The sequence below is a fragment of the Streptomyces sp. CGMCC 4.7035 genome, assembly GCF_031583065.1.
In the GTDB taxonomy this organism is placed as follows: Bacteria; Actinomycetota; Actinomycetes; order Streptomycetales; family Streptomycetaceae; genus Streptomyces; species Streptomyces yaanensis.
Window position 1 is genome coordinate 105,029 of record NZ_CP134053.1, and the last position, 14,430, is coordinate 119,458.

10 protein-coding genes and 1 pseudogene are annotated in these 14,430 nt (G+C 73.1%); 4 read left to right on the forward strand and 7 right to left on the reverse strand.

Annotated features, from left to right (window positions below; translation table 11 throughout):
- Positions 1-92: 92 nt before the first annotated feature.
- A complete protein-coding gene (locus Q2K21_RS00450) occupies positions 93-1,868 on the reverse strand; it encodes a VWA domain-containing protein (RefSeq protein ID WP_310763040.1) in 1,776 nt (591 codons plus the stop codon).
- Positions 1,869-2,168: 300 nt separating this feature from the next.
- Between Q2K21_RS00450 and Q2K21_RS00455 the strand changes: the two genes are divergently transcribed.
- The gene (locus tag Q2K21_RS00455; RefSeq protein WP_310763041.1) at positions 2,169-4,232 is read left to right on the forward strand and encodes a PhoX family protein; all 2,064 of its coding nucleotides are present in this window, start codon (positions 2,169-2,171) and stop codon (positions 4,230-4,232) included.
- Between the two features lie 107 nt (positions 4,233-4,339).
- Here the strand turns inward: Q2K21_RS00455 and Q2K21_RS00460 are convergent, their stop codons facing one another.
- The 4 genes and pseudogenes from Q2K21_RS00460 to Q2K21_RS00475 form a co-directional block, all read right to left on the reverse strand.
- Complete coding sequence (locus Q2K21_RS00460) at positions 4,340-6,292, reverse strand: FUSC family protein (RefSeq protein ID WP_310763042.1); 1,953 nt, start codon at positions 6,290-6,292, stop codon at positions 4,340-4,342.
- Positions 6,293-6,310: 18 nt separating this feature from the next.
- On the reverse strand, positions 6,311-7,348 hold the full coding sequence (locus Q2K21_RS00465) for an endonuclease/exonuclease/phosphatase family protein (protein ID WP_310763043.1): 1,038 nt from the start codon (positions 7,346-7,348) through the stop codon (positions 6,311-6,313).
- Positions 7,349-7,521: 173 nt separating this feature from the next.
- A pseudogene (locus tag Q2K21_RS00470) lies at positions 7,522-7,908 on the reverse strand (DUF7144 family membrane protein); the annotation flags it as partial.
- Between the two features lie 171 nt (positions 7,909-8,079).
- Positions 8,080-8,865: an alpha/beta fold hydrolase gene (locus Q2K21_RS00475; protein ID WP_310763044.1), complete on the reverse strand. Its 786-nt coding sequence runs from the start codon at positions 8,863-8,865 to the stop codon at positions 8,080-8,082.
- Positions 8,866-8,939: 74 nt separating this feature from the next.
- Between Q2K21_RS00475 and Q2K21_RS00480 the strand changes: the two genes are divergently transcribed.
- Positions 8,940-10,280: an aminotransferase-like domain-containing protein gene (locus Q2K21_RS00480; RefSeq protein ID WP_310763045.1), complete on the forward strand. Its 1,341-nt coding sequence runs from the start codon at positions 8,940-8,942 to the stop codon at positions 10,278-10,280.
- Here Q2K21_RS00480 and Q2K21_RS00485 read toward each other — a convergent pair.
- Both Q2K21_RS00485 and Q2K21_RS00490 read right to left on the reverse strand, forming a co-directional pair.
- Positions 10,195-11,094, reverse strand: a complete 900-nt coding sequence (locus tag Q2K21_RS00485) for a hypothetical protein (RefSeq protein ID WP_310763046.1) — start codon at positions 11,092-11,094, stop codon at positions 10,195-10,197. The genes Q2K21_RS00480 and Q2K21_RS00485 overlap by 86 nt on opposite strands.
- Before the next feature lie 362 nt (positions 11,095-11,456).
- Positions 11,457-11,963: a hypothetical protein gene (locus tag Q2K21_RS00490; RefSeq protein WP_386275930.1), complete on the reverse strand. Its 507-nt coding sequence runs from the start codon at positions 11,961-11,963 to the stop codon at positions 11,457-11,459.
- 160 nt (positions 11,964-12,123) lie between these two features.
- Between Q2K21_RS00490 and Q2K21_RS00495 the strand changes: the two genes are divergently transcribed.
- Both Q2K21_RS00495 and Q2K21_RS00500 read left to right on the forward strand, forming a co-directional pair.
- Entirely contained in the window at positions 12,124-12,759 is a 636-nt protein-coding gene (locus tag Q2K21_RS00495) for an NAD(P)-dependent oxidoreductase (RefSeq protein ID WP_310763048.1), read from the forward strand.
- Positions 12,760-13,191: 432 nt separating this feature from the next.
- The gene (locus tag Q2K21_RS00500) at positions 13,192-14,295 is read left to right on the forward strand and encodes a PP2C family protein-serine/threonine phosphatase (RefSeq protein ID WP_310780507.1); all 1,104 of its coding nucleotides are present in this window, start codon (positions 13,192-13,194) and stop codon (positions 14,293-14,295) included.
- Positions 14,296-14,430 lie beyond the last annotated feature (135 nt).

Below are 14,430 nucleotides of genomic sequence, written 5' to 3' on the forward strand. Positions count from 1 at the left end.
GCAGGCCGCCCGCTTCCCGTTTTACGTGGCGGGAAGGGGCGGCCTGCCGTCGTCCTGTCGGGACGGGGTGGCTACGGGCGCGACGGGGGTGGCTACGGGCGCCAGGACGCCAGTACGCCCTCGTAGACCTCGGTGTCCGTGAGCTCGCGCGGGGTCTCGCCGGCCATGAAGTGGGACGTGTTGTCCGTCTTGAGCTTGCGGAGGTAGTCGAACGCCTTGTTCTCCGGGTCGCCGAAGGCGACGAAGGAGAAGAAGAGCCCGGCGTGGTTCTTCGCCGCGTCCGTGAGGGACTGGGTGGCGGGGGTCTTCGCGTCCGGGGCGCCGTCCGTCTGGAAGATCACCAGGGCGGGGAGGGCGGGGTCCTGGGACTTCTCGTGGTGGGCGATGACGGCTTCCACCGCCGCGTGGTAGCTCGTACGGCCCATGCGGCCGAGGCCCGCGTGCAGGTCGTCGATCTTGTTCTCGTGGTCGGTGAGGGTGAGCTCGCCGGTGCCGTCCAGCTCGGTGGAGAAGAAGACGACGGGGACCGTGGCCTCCGGGTCCAGGTGGGCGGCGAGGGCGAGGGCCTGCTCGCCGAGGGCCTGGGCGGAGCCGTCCTTGTAGTACGGGCGCATGGAGGCGGAGCGGTCCAGGACGAGGTAGACCTTGGCTCGGGTGCCGGTGAGGTCGTGCTTCTCGAGGACGGTGGCCGCGGCGTTGTAGGCGGTGGCCAGGCCTGAGGGGAGTGTGCCGGGCTGCGTCGCCTCGGCTTCGCCTTCGGCGGGGTCGTTCCCACCCGCACCACCCGTGCGGATTTCGTCGTCGGGTGCGGGTGACTCCTGTGGGGCTTCCTCGCCGTCGGCGGCCGCCGGAGCGTCCGCCTGGGCGGCCACGGGCTCCTCGGCGGTGAGCGGCTCCGGTTCCTGGGTCTCTTCGGCCACCGGTTCCTGGGGCTCTTCGGCCACCGGCTCCGGGGCGACCTCGGCCTCCGGTTCCTGGGCCTCTTCGGCCTCCGGCTCGGGGGTGACCTCGGTCACCGGTTCCTGGATTTCTTCGGCCACCGGCTTCTGGGCCTCTTCGGCCACCGGCTCCGGTGCTTCCTCGGTCACCGGCTCGGGGGTGACCTCGGCCGCCGGCTCGGGTTCCGGCTCGGGCTCCACCTCGGCCTCCGGCTGGGGCTCGGCCTCCGGCTGGGCTTCCGGTTCGGGCTTCACCGTGGCCTCCGGCGCCACCTCGACCGTGGCCTCCGGCGCCACCTCGACCGTGGCCTCCGGCGTCACCTCGACCGTGGCCTCCGGCGCAACCTCCACGGCGGCCTCCGGCTCCGGAGTCACCTCAGCTTCAGCCTCCGGCTCCGGCTCCGGCGCAATCTCCACCACGGCCTCCGGTTCCGGAGTCACCTCAGCCTCAGCCTCCGGCGCAACCTCCGCCACGGCCTCCGGCTCCGGCGTCACCTCAGCCTCCGGCTCCGGGGTCTCTGCCACCGTCGGCTCCGGCTCGGTGGCCTCCGGCTCCGGCTCGGTGCCCACCGGCTCCGGGGTCACCGTCGGCTCGGCCTCCGTGGCCACCGCCTCCGGCTCCGGCGTCACCGTCGGCTCCGGAGCGGGAGCCGTTGCCTCCGTCTCCGGTGTCACCTGCCTCGGTACCGTCACGTGGTCGAACGCCGCCGCCACCAGTTCGTGCTCGTCCGGCGCGGACGACTGGGCCGGGATCTCCGCCGACGTGGTCGGCTCGGCGGGCTCCGCTGCCGTCGCCTGCGGCGTCTGCGTGGGCTGCGCCTCCGTGGGTGTCGGCTCAGTCGTGGCCGTCTCCCGCGATGGCTCCCCCTCGGCGGTGCGACCCTTGCGTGAGCGGCCGAACGCGCTCCGCAGGAGAGTGAGAATGCCCATGTGCGCAACCCTTCGCGTGAGTTGAAGCCCGTCAATCGCTGGCCAGGACGGACACGTAAGGTTAGCCGCCGCAGGCCGTGATCTTGGGCAGGGTCCAATCATCGGAAGCGCTCGATGTCAATACCGCTATCTCGCCGTTACCGGCCGCGCGGTCGTCACCACCCTGACCCCACCCTCCCCGCGTTCCAAATCCCGTACGGATCCCGCCAGTTCACCGACCATTCATCCACCCGCCCCGCTCCCGCACATCCACCCCCATAGCGTCACGCCCACACCAAGGGTTCGTATGGGGAGAGTAAAGTGCGCAAGCTGCTGCCGTTGATCGGAACGCCGTCCGGCTCGCATCCCGGTGGGCGGTCCGCCATGACCTGCCGCTTCCGGTGCGGCGACGCCTGTTTCCACGAGGTGCCCAACACCAGCGCCAACGAATACGTCGGTGACGTCATCGCCGGCGCCCTCAGCCGCCGCTCCGCCCTCCGCGCCGCCGCCGTCGTCACCGTCGCCACCGCCACCGGTGCGGCAGCCGTCACGGCCGCCGCGCCCCAGGCCCGGGCAGCCACCGCCACCGCCACCGCCCGCACGGACGCCGCCCGCGGCCTCCGCTTCAGCCCCGTCGCCCCCAACACCACCGACGCCGTGGTCGTCCCCGAGGGCTACGACCAGAACGTCGTCATTCGCTGGGGCGAGCCCATTCTCCGCGGCGCGCCCGCCTTCGACCCGGAGCGCCAGACGGCCGAGGCGCAGGCCGGCCAGTTCGGCTACAACAACGACTTCCTCGCGCTGCTCCCGCTCCCGGGCGAGTGCGACCGACAGCTCCTCGTCGCCAACCACGAGTACACCGACGAGGTCCTGATGTTCCGCGGCTACGACGCCGCCAACCCGACCCGGCAGCAGGTCGAGGTGGCCTGGGCCGCGCACGGCCTGACCGCCGTCGTCGTCGAGGAGGACCGGAAGACGGGCAGCCTGACCGCCGTTCCCCGCCACCACCTCAACCGGCGCGTCACCGCCACCACCGAGTTCCGCCTCACCGGGCCCGCCGCGGGCTCCGACCTCCTGAAGACCTCCGCCGACCCGACCGGCCGCAAGGTCCTCGGCACGCTCAACAACTGCTCCGGCGGCACCACCCCCTGGGGCACGACCCTGCACGGCGAGGAGAACTTCAACCAGTACTTCGCCAACGCCACCCGCGCCACCGACAAGCGGTACGGCATCGGCACCGGCGCCACCGAGCGCAAGTGGGAGCGTTTCGACAAGCGGTTCGACGTCGCCCAGGAGCCCAACGAGGTGCACCGCTTCGGGTACGTCGTCGAGTTCGACCCGTACGACCCGACCTCCACGCCCCGCAAGCACACGGCCCTCGGCCGCTTCAAGCACGAGGCCGCGACGGTCCGGCTCACCGACGACGGGCGGCCCGTCGTCTACTCCGGCGACGACGAGCGCTTCGACTACTTCTACAAGTTCGTCGGCAGCAAGCGGATGCGGCACGGGACCTCCCGGGCGGTGCGCGAGCACAACCTCTCGCTCCTCGACGAGGGCACCCTCTACGTCGCCAGGCTGACCGGTGACTCCCCGGCCACCGACATCGACGGCAGCGGCAAGCTGCCCGCCGACGGCGAGTTCGACGGCAGCGGTACCTGGATCCCGCTGGCCACCGCCACCGCCGACGGGGCCGTGTCCCACGTGGAGGGGATGACGGCCGAGGAGGTCTTCGTCTTCACGCGGCTCGCCGGTGACAAGGTGAGCGCCACCAAGATGGACCGGCCCGAGGACATCCAGCCCTCGCCGGTGACCGGCAAGGTGTACGTCGTCCTCACCAACAACTCCAACCGCGGCAAGACCGGATACGCGCCCGCCGACGAGGCCAACCCGCGCAACGCCAACAAGCACGGCCACATCCTGGAGCTGACCGAGCGCCGTGGCCGCGCCGAGAGCACCACCTTCGCGTGGTCGCTCTTCCTCGTCGCCGGCGACCCGGGCGACCCGGCCACCTACTTCGCCGGCTTCCCCAAGGACAAGGTCAGCCCCATCTCCTGCCCGGACAACGTGGCCTTCGACCCGTACGGCAACCTGTGGATCTCCACCGACGGCAACCAGCTCGGATCGCACGACGGTCTGTTCGGCGTCGCCACCCGCGGTGACCGGCGCGGTGAGCTCAAGCAGTTCCTGACCGTGCCCACCGGCGCCGAGACCTGCGGCCCGATCGTCCAGGACCGGCGCGTGATCGTGGCCGTGCAGCACCCGGGGGAAATCGACGGGGCGTCCGTCGAGAAGCCCGCCAGCACCTGGCCCGACGGTCCGGGGAAGATCGTCCGCCCGGCCGTGGTCGCGGTGTGGCGCGCGGACGGCCGTGACATCGGGATCTGATGCAGGCGGAGTAGGGAAATAGGAGGAACAGGAGGAACAGGTGAAACAGGAGGAACGGGAGGAACGGGGCGGCGCTCGATCCGGCGGCGCCCCGGTCCCGTGCCCGGTCAGTCGTCGTCGTCCGAGTACGGTGACGTGATCGCCCTCGCCGCCGCCACCTCCTGCCGCAGCGGCTCCAGGACGCTGTCCGCCGGACCGGTGAGGTCCGTGCGGACCGCGAACAGGACCTCCGTCTCCCGCAGGCCCTCCGACAGCTCCCGCAACTGGAGGGCGACCTGCGCGGTCTCCGCGGAGGAGGGCGCCGGCGCCCCCTGTCGCACCCGCACCCGTGCGGCCGTCGTCGCGTCCACGATCCGTTCGACCGCGACGACCAGGGGCAACCAGGCGGCGGCCCGGCGTCCGGTGGGCGGCGGTTCGGTCAGCGCCCGCTGGAACTCCGTACGGATCGCGGACAGGTCGCGGTACAGGCGGCGCCGCATACGGGCGTGTGCCGCGTGGTCGGTGGTGTCGCCGAACCCGGCCTCCACGTACGCCGCCGTGTCGGCGACCGCGTCCGCGAGCTTGTCGCCGACCCGCGCGTGCCAGCTCTCCGGCCACAGCAGATAGCCGACGACGAGCGCGATCGCGCAGCCCATGAGGGAGTCGACCAGGCGGGGGACCAGCAGCGCCGTGCCCAGGTGGTTCAGGATGTCCGACAGGAGCAGGATCACCGGTGTGATCGCGGCCGTCTGGTAGCCGTACCCGCGGGGCGTGAGCGCGGGAATGAGGGGCGCGAGGAGCAGCATCGCGGCCACGTCCCACCAGCCCGCCGGCACCGCGGCGAGCACCACGGCCGCCACCACCAGGCCCGCCACCGTGCCGAGTGCGCGCAGCAGCGCCCGGGAGAAGACCGAGCCGAAGTCGGGCTTCAGTACGAAGGTGATGGTGAGGGCGACCCAGTACGAGCGCGGGACCGGGACCAGGGACACCAGGGCCTGGGCGATGCCGATGCACAGGGCGAGGCGCAGTCCGTAGCGCCAGGAGGCGCCGGAGAGGGCGACGTTGCGGGCCGCGCGGTAGGCGCGGACATGGAGGGAGGCCGGGCGGCCGAGGCGGTCGACGATGGCGCGCGGATCGACGTTCTGGGCGGTGACGACCTCGGCGGCGTGGCGCAGCGCCTGGTCGACGGCACGTCCCGTCTCGCCGACGGGAGCGGGGAAATCGAGGGCCAGGAGACCCCGGTGTCCGATTTCGATGGCGTCGGCGAGACGGCGTACGGCGGCGGGGACCTCGTCCGGCAGCGGCCTGCCGTGCTGGTGGGCGGCCGGGGCGGCCTCCACGACCGGGGTGATCGCGTTCAACTGGGCGAGCAGGCGGACCAGTTCCGGGCTGCGGCCGTGGTGGCGGGCGCGCCGGGCGAGGACGAGGTCGTAGGACTGGTTGAGGGACTGGGTGACGGCGTGCCGGGCCTTGTCGTACGCGTCCGCTCCGCAGGCGGTGAGCAGGTCGGCGACCGTGCGGTACGTGTCCGCGACGGCCGACCGCTCCGGTACGCCCGAGCGCAGGGGCCAGGCGAGCAGGGCGAGGGTGAGGACGAGCAGTCCGCCGCCGGTCATGAGCAGCGGTGTCAGCCACCAGGGCCCGGGCAGCGGAAGTCCGGCTCCGATGACGGCGTTGAGGAGCAGCAGCAGCCCGGAGACGGAGGCGACCGCGCCGATCGAGGAGATCATCCCGGAGATCAGGGCGATCCCGGTGACGGCGGCGACGGCGACCCAGCCGTGCCCGAACACCAGCGCGCCGACGGTGACACCGGCGGCGCCGAAGAGCTGCGGGACGGCGATGTTGAGGATCCGCATGCGGTAGGCGTCCGCGGTGTCGCCGATGACGCCGGACAGGGCGCCCATGGAGGCGAGTGCGCCGTAGGCCGGTTGTCCGACGGCCAGCCCGACCGCGAGCGGCAGCGACATGGCGATCGCGGCGCGGGCGACGGCGGGGCGGTTGACGGGTGGTGCCTGCTGGGGTTGGAGGTTCCTGACCAGCCAGTCGGGAGGGGTGAGGCCGACGGGGAACGCGCGGGACATGCCCTCATTATGGCTAATTCACGAGGGTGACCTTTGGGATGTTTGTTCCTGTGCGGGCTGATGGAGGGTGATGTCGACGATCAGGGCGCGGTGGTCGCTGTCGGCGATGTGCAGGAAGTGGGCCGAGTTCGCGGAGAAGTCCCGGGAGACGAGGACGTGGTCGATCTGGGTGCCGAACGGCGGTGCTGTCCTGGCCGGCCAGGAGGGTGTACGGGCGTCGTCGGCGAGACCGGCGCTGTCGCGCAGGCCGGTGTCGAGGATGCGGCGGAAGGCGGCGTGGTCCTGGGAGGCGTTGAAGTCGCCGGCGAGGATCGTGGGGGCGCCGCCGCCGGACGCCGCGTAGGCGCGCAGCGCGCCCAGTTCGCGCCGCCAGAGGGACAGCTGGCCGGGCAGCGGGGGCATGGGGTGGGCGAGCTGGAGGCGTACCGCGTGACCGTGGACGTCGGCGACGGCGCCGGGCATGCCCATGGTGCCGGGCACGCCGGGCGCGGCCGTCAGGGGGAACCGGCTGAGGATGACCGACCCGTCCGAGCTCGCCCCCTCGACGGCCTGCCGGTAGGGGTACGTGCCGCCCGTGCCGCCGAAGGTCTGCTCCAGGGTGGCGGAGCAGTGGTGCTCGCACTCCTCGACGAATACGACGTCGGGTCGCTCGCGGTGGATCGCGGGCACGAGGGAGGCGGTGCCGCGGCCGAACTCGACGTTGGAGGTCAGCACGCGGAACTCGGCGAGCGGGGCGCCGGTGGGCTCGTCGCTCCTGCCGTACGGCTCGGCGAACCAGGCGAGCGCGGCGAGCGCGAGCACGCTCCAGACCATGCCGGTGCGCCAGCGGGCGAGCAGGGCGAGGAGGAGGGCGAAGGCGGCCGGGGCGATGAGCCAGGGCAGGAAGGCGAGCAGCTGGGGGACGGGCGTGATGCCGTCGGCGTCGGCGGCACGGCAGCCGGCGACGACGCTCACCCCCGCGAGCAGCAGCCCGGCGAACCAGGCCCCCGCGGTCCGCCCCGGGGATCGGCGCCGGGTCTCGGCCGGCCAGGTCCGCTCCGCGGTCGCAGTCTCCACGTACCGGCCTTCCCCTCGGTGGACTGGATGCCCGAATCCTCCCTCAAAGACGGGGATGGAGGGGAGATGGTTGCCGATGCGGCGATGGGGCGGCGGCCCGGCCCCGGCGGGTGCCGTCGCCGCCCGCCTCGTGGAAGCCCTACCGCGGCGCCTCCGTGCGGCCCACTGTGACCCAGGGACCAGATCACGAAGGCTCCGATCGCGATGGAGACCACCGACCAGACCGGGGCGTACGGCAGGAACATGAAGTACTCGATCATGTACAGCGCCGCCAGGCCCACGCCCACCCCGCGGGCCCAGTCGCTGCCTTGCAGGACGGCCCAGCCCGTGATCGCGACCAGCACGCCGATGACCAGGTGGATCCAGCCCCAGGTGGTGAGGTTGAACGAGTACACGTAGTTGCCGACAGCGGCGTAGACGTCGTTCGTGGCGATGCTCGCGATGCCGTTCAGCACGCCCAGGACGCCGCTGACGATCATCAGGACGCCGGCGAACATCGTGCCGCCGGTGGACCACGCCGTGCGCTTCGGATGCGTGGTGCGTGCGGTGTGCTGGACCATGAGGGTCGCCTCCTTCGGGCCGTTCGGCCGCTTCAACCGCAGGTTCACCCGGGCGGCGCAAGGCCGCATGGCGGGAGGGGCCGATCGGGTGATCCGGCGGTCCGTGCCCGTACGGTCGGGCGTCCACCCGTGCCCGTACGGTCAGGCGTCCACCCGTGCCCGTACCGTCTGTCAGGCGTCCACCCGTGCCAGGAACTCCCCCAGCGCCTTGTTGAACTCCTCGGGTCGTTCCAGGTTCGGCAGGTGCGCCGCGCCCGCGACGACGTTGAGCACGGCGTCGGGGAGTGCGGCGTGCAGGGCCTCCGCGTCCGCGACCGGCGTGTATGTGTCGTCCTCGCCGACCACCACCAGGGCGGGGACCGTGACGCGCGTGAGCAGATCGCGGTAGTCGGGACGCTCCGCCCGGCCGCGCAGGGCCGCCGCCGCGCCCTCGGGGAACGTCGCCGTCATCATGCGGTGGACGTGCGCCGCCACCTCCGCGTCCGCGTACGGGGCGACCATCCGGTGCAGCACCTCGTCGGCGTACCCGCGCATGCCCTCGCGCAGCAGCCGGTCCGCCATCGCGTACCTGGCCCGCCTGCCTTCCTCGGTCTCCGCCGCCGCGAAGGTGTCCGCGAGCACCAGCCCGGCGATCCGCCCGGGGAACCCGGCCCAGCACTCCATGGCGATCTGGCCGCCCATGGAGAGCCCGGCGAGGACGAAGCGGTCCACGCCCAGGTCGTCGAGGAGCGCCGCGATGTCGTCGGCGAACGCCGACAGGGGCGTGACGCCGGGCACGACCGGGGAGGCGCCGTAGCCGCGCAGGTCGGGGGCGATCACCCGGCGCGTGCGCGCGAACTCCGCGAGCTGCGGGGTCCACATCGTACGGTCGAAGGGGTGGCCGTGCACCAGGACGAGCGGAAGCCGGTCCGTACCGGTTCCGGGGGCTGTGTCCTCGTATGCGAGGAAAGAGGTCATGGACACGACCCTAGGGTCGCCAACTCCTCGGTGCAATAAGATCTTTGCCCTCGGTGCAATCCAAGGGGGATGGTGTGGAGGACTACCGACGGATCGCCGACCGCTTGGCGGCGGACATCGCCTCGGGCCGGCTGGGGCCCGGCCAACGGCTCGCGCCGCAACGGGTGTTCGCCCGCCGGCACGGGATCGCGGCCTCGACGGCGGGGCGGGTGTACGCCGAACTCGTGCGGCGCGGCCTCGTCGTCGGTGAGGTGGGGCGGGGCACCTTCGTACGGGCCTCCCCGGTGCCGTCGGGACGCGCGCTCGCCGAACCGGCGACGACCGCGCCCGTCAACCTGGAGCTCAACTACCCCTCCGCCCCCGGGCAGTCGGCACTGCTGGCGGACGGGCTCGCGGCGCTGCTGCGCCCCGACGTCCTCGCCGAGGCGACCCGCACGGCGCCCGCCGTGGGGACACCGGCCGCCCGCGAGGCCGCGGCCTCGCTTCTCGCCACCGGCGGCTGGCGTCCGGCCCCGGACCACCTGCTGTTCGCCGGCAACGCGCGGCAGGCCATCGCGGGTGCCCTTGCCGCCCTCGCCCGGCCCGGGAGCCGCGTCGGCGTCGAGTGGCTGACGTATCCGCTGGTCAAGGAGATCGCGACGCGGCTGGGTCTCGTCCTGGTCCCGCTCGCCACGGACGAGCGGGGCCTGCGCCCGGACGCGCTCGCCGCCGCGCACCGTTCCACGCCGCTGTCCGCGGTGTACGTACAGCCGACACTGCACAATCCGACGTCGGTGACGACGGGAGCGGAGCGCAGGCGGGAACTGGCCGACGTCCTGCGGGATCTCGACCTTCCCGTCGTCGAGGACCGCATCTGGTCGTTCCTGTGCGGGGCGGAGGGCGGCGCGCCCCTGGCCGCCTACGCGCCCGAACGCACGTACGTCGTCGACGGGCTGTCCAAACGCGTCGCGCCCGGGCTCACCGTCGGGTTCCTCGTGGTGCCCGAGGGGCGTGGCGGGGCGGCGGCCGGGGCACTGCGGTCGGGCGGGTGGACGGCGGGCCGGTTCGCGCTGGAGGCGGCGGTGCGGTGGATCGGGGACGGGACCGTGGCACGGCTGGTGGAGGCGAAACGGGCGGATGCCGGGGCGCGTCAGCGGCTGGTCGCGGAGCACCTCGACGGTTTCGACGTATGCGCCGATCCGCGGGCGTACTTCGCGTGGTGGCGGCTGCCGCGGCCGTGGCGCGCGGACGTGTTCGCGGCGGCCGCGGCTCGGCGGGGGATCGCGGTGACGCCGGGGCCGGCCTTCGCGGTCGACGGACGCGGCGCGGAGGGCGCCGCCTCGAACAGCGTCAGACTCGGGCTCGCGTCGGCTCCTCCACCGGAACTGGCGGGCGCCCTGCGGACGCTCGCCGGCGTCGCACGTACAGGCCCGTGAGCCAGGCGGCCAGGGCCACCGTGAGGCCGAGTGCCAGCAGCAGCCAGGACACCGTGCGCAGCGTCTCGGTGAGCGCGTCGTAGACCGCGCCCGCGGCGGGGTGCGAGACGTCCGCCGGGAGATCCCTCAGTGTCAGGTGGCGGCCCACGGAGATCGCGACGCCCAGCAGTGCCGCACCCAGCGCCGTGCCGAGCCCGGTGGCCAGTACGGCCCGGCGGCGGTACACCGCCAGGAGGATGCCGGCCAGGGCGAAGCCGACCGCGGCGACGGGAAGCCAGAAACCGGCGACTTCCAGCACGTGGAACCCCTTCCTGAGCTTCGACAGGTCCTCCGGCCGGAGCAGCGTGATCTCCGTGTGCGCGACCGGGATTCGGCGCGCGAACGGCACGTGGTCGTCGGTGAGTTGCCGCTTCATCCGCTCGGCGGCGGGGGCGAGGTCGATGGTGACCGGGCTGTCGTCTTCGCCGCGCAGGGCGCGCAGCACGGCGTCGTGGGCGGTGAGGTTCGCGGTGGCCCAGGCGCTGCGGAAGGCCTCGGTGCCGGTGAACGAGCGGACCGCGTCGTGCACGAAGGCGTGCACGGAGGCCTGTAGCGGCGGCCCGACGTGCACCTCGCGCATGATGTCGTCGGTGACGGCGGCGGCGACGGCGTCCCGGACCTGGGCGTCGGAGGCGAGCTGGGCGGTGGTGGCGGCGTAGCGGGAGCCGTCCTCGATGCCGTACTTCGCCCACGCGGCCAGCGCGCTCAGCGGCGCGAGCAGGCACGCGAGGCCGACCAGCACGGTGGAGAGGACGCTCCGGACACGTCGAGACACGCCACCAGCGAACCGTGCCCGCGCACGAGGGGCGAGTCGATCGCCTGCAAATGGGTGGATATGACAATCCGAAGGAGGGCTGGCAACGGAACGGGATGGAACGGGACGGAGCGGGGCGGAAGGGTTCTCCGGTGGAGGGTTCACCCGAACGGGTGTTATCTGGTGGTGGGGAGAAGGCCACGACGGGAACGGAGTACCGGAGTACCGCAAGGCTCCTCGACCGGTTCCCGGGAGTGGATGCCCCGGGGGACGGGTGAGTGAGGGAGACGCATGAGGCCCCGGCGTAGGCGTGGGCCATCGCGCCGGGGTCTCGTGCGCCGATCAGCGGCTGACTGTCGGTCGGCCGTCGGTCGGCCCGTCGGTCAGCCGACCCGGTGTCCCTCCGCGTCCTCGTGCGTGTAGTAGCGGTAGAAGTTGAACGCGAACACGGCCACGGCCAGCGCGAGGCCCAAGCCGACCGAGCGCAGCACGCTCTCACCGGTCTGGCTGTACAGGAAGCCGAACGCGATGCCTCCGAACGACGCCCACAGCACCGCGTGCGCCTCGCGCCGCAGATACGGCGCGACCATGAACAGCGCGATGCACACCGCCGCGAACGCGATCGCGCACACGAAGCCGAACAGGATGTTCCAGCCGGTGATGGGGCCGGCGTCGCGCCGGATGCCCGCGGCCCAGAAGCCGTAGACGAGCCCCAGGGCGACGGGCCACGCGATCCGCGCGACGGTGTGCACCTGCTCGTCGAAGACGTCGGGTGGGCGGTAGGCCGTGACGGTCGTACCGGTCGTACCGGTCGTACCCGTCATACCCCTCGCGCCGGGTCTCCTGGCGGGTGTGCGTCGTCTCCCCGGCCTGGGTGCCGCGTGAGCCATGAGAGCACGCTCCTTTCTTCGGCGCGTTCGCCTCCGGGGCGCCTCGGCCCCTTCGGCTCACCCGCGAGGGCTCCTCGCCCCTGCACTCCAGGGCACACCTGGCCAGGGCGGCTGGCAAGTCGGGATGCAAAGCCGCCGGGGCCGTGTTTCGCTGGGGCTCATGAGGATCGTGCTGTTCGGAGCGACGGGAATGGTGGGCAGCCGGATCGCCGCGGAGGCGGCGCGGCGCGGCCACCAGGTCACCGCCGTGAGCCGCTCCGGCCGGTCGCCCGTGCCCGCAGTGACGGCCGCGGCGGCGGACGCCTCGGACCCGGCGGAGGTCGCCTCGCTGGTGGCGGGGGCGGACGCGGTGGCGAGCGCGTTGGCGCCGCCGCGGGACGGTTCGGACCCGAAGGAACCGTTCCTCGCCCTCAACCGTGCTCTCGTGCAGGGCACGCGCGAGGCCAGGGTGCGGCGGCTCGTGGTGGTCGGTGGGGCGGGCAGTCTGGAGGTCGCCCCCGGGCAGGCGCTGGTCGACCAGCCGGACTTCCCCGAGGCGGTCCGGCCCGAGGCGCTCGCCCACAGCGAGGTCCTGGAGTACTACCGCACCCTCGACGACCTGGACTGGACGTACGTCTCGCCCGCCGCCTTGATCGGCCCCGGCGAGCGCACGGGCCGCTTCCGGGTGGGCGGCGACGAGCTGCTCACCGACCCGGACGGCAACAGCCGGATCAGCGCCGAGGACTACGCGGTCGCGTTCGTCGACGAACTGGAGCAGGGCGCGCGGGTACGCGCCCGCATGTCGGTCGCGTACTGACGGAGGGCAGCGCCGGTGCCCACGAGGCGACCACCGCAGGACCGACCGGAGGAGGGCGGGCCCGAACGCCGACGGCGTGGCCTCGGCTTCCCCCGGCTCGGCTTCCCTCGGCTCGGCTTCCCTCGGCTCGGCTTCCCCCGGCTCGGGTTTCCTCGGCTCGGGTTTCCGCGCCGTGGCGCCGGACCCGGACCCGCCGCGCTCGGCGCCTCGCTGTCCGATCCTCAGGCCGTCGACGACTCCCTGCCCACGGGCGTGTCCGCGCTCGACGGGCCGTTGCCCGCCGTCTCCGTCCCCGACGAATCCGTCCTGGACGGACCGGTCGGATCCCTGCGGGACGGTGCGCCCGCACCCGCGCGCGGCAGGCCTGCCGGACGTGCGCGCGCCCGGCTGCCCGGTCTGGAACCCGCCGACGCCCTGCGCGCGCGGCAGGAGATGCTGCGCGTGCGTGGGCGCAGCATCGCCTGGATACCGCCGCTCGTGCTGCTCGTGGCCATCGCCGCGATCGACTGGCACACGGGCGGCGAGTTCCGGACCATCTCGTGGGTGGTGCTGGTGCCCGGCATCGCGGCCGCGATCTGCGGGCTGTGGGGGACGGTCTTCATCGCCCTTCTGGCCGTCGCCACGTACGAGCTGGAGGACCACACCTGGCCGCACCAGTTCCAGGCCGGGCTGCCCGATTTCATCCTCGTCGTCGTGGGCAGTGCGCTCGCCGTGCTGGCCTGCGCGGTCCGGATGCGCGAGGAGCGGCGCATGCTGCACATGCAGGACGTCGTCGACACCACCCGGCGCACCGTGCTGCGCCCGCTGCCGGCCGGCTGGGGCGGCCTCGATCACGCGGCGGTCTACCTCGCCGCCGACAGTGTGGCCCGCGTCGGTGGCGACTTCTACGACATCCAGCCCGGCCCGCAGGGCACCCGCGTGCTGCTCGGCGACGTCCAGGGCAAGGGCCTCGGCGCGGTCACGGCCGCGTCGGCGCTGCTCAGCACGTTCCGTGAGGCGGCGTACCACGAGCCTGCCCTCGGCGCGGTCGCCGACCGGCTGGAGATCCGGATGCGGCGGCACGTCCGTTACTGCGCGGAGATCGGCCGCGACGACGAGGAGCGCTACGCCACCGCGGTGCTGGTCGGCTTCCCGCCGGCCGACCCCTCGTACGTGGAGGCCATCAACTTCGGGCACGAGCCGCCGCTGGTGGTGGCCCCGGACGGGGTACGGCCCCTGCCGCCCGGCGACGGACTTCCGCTGGGCCTCGGTGAACTGGGCGACGGACCGCCGCCGGTGGTGCGCGTGCCGCTCGCGCCCGGCGAGACGTTGCTGCTGGTCACGGACGGGGTGAGCGAGGCGCGGGACGGCGCCGGGGAGTTCTTCCCACTGTATGACCTGGTGGCCCGCGCGCTCGCCGAGGACCCGTGCGCCGCCGAGCCCGGCCGCTTGGTGCGCCTCGTCCGCGACGGCACAGTGCGTCACTGCGGCGGTCATCTGGAGGACGACACGACGATCTTCGCGCTACGCCGCCGGCCCACGCCCGGCGGAGAGTGACTACGCGGTCGGGGGACTGCCGGCGGCTGAGCTCACCGCACTTCCGCCGTACAACACGGGCCATAGGCGGGCGTTTGCTCGGTCTTCGTCGCCCCTTTGCAGGCGCAGCGGTTACGGTGCTGACGTACCTGATCG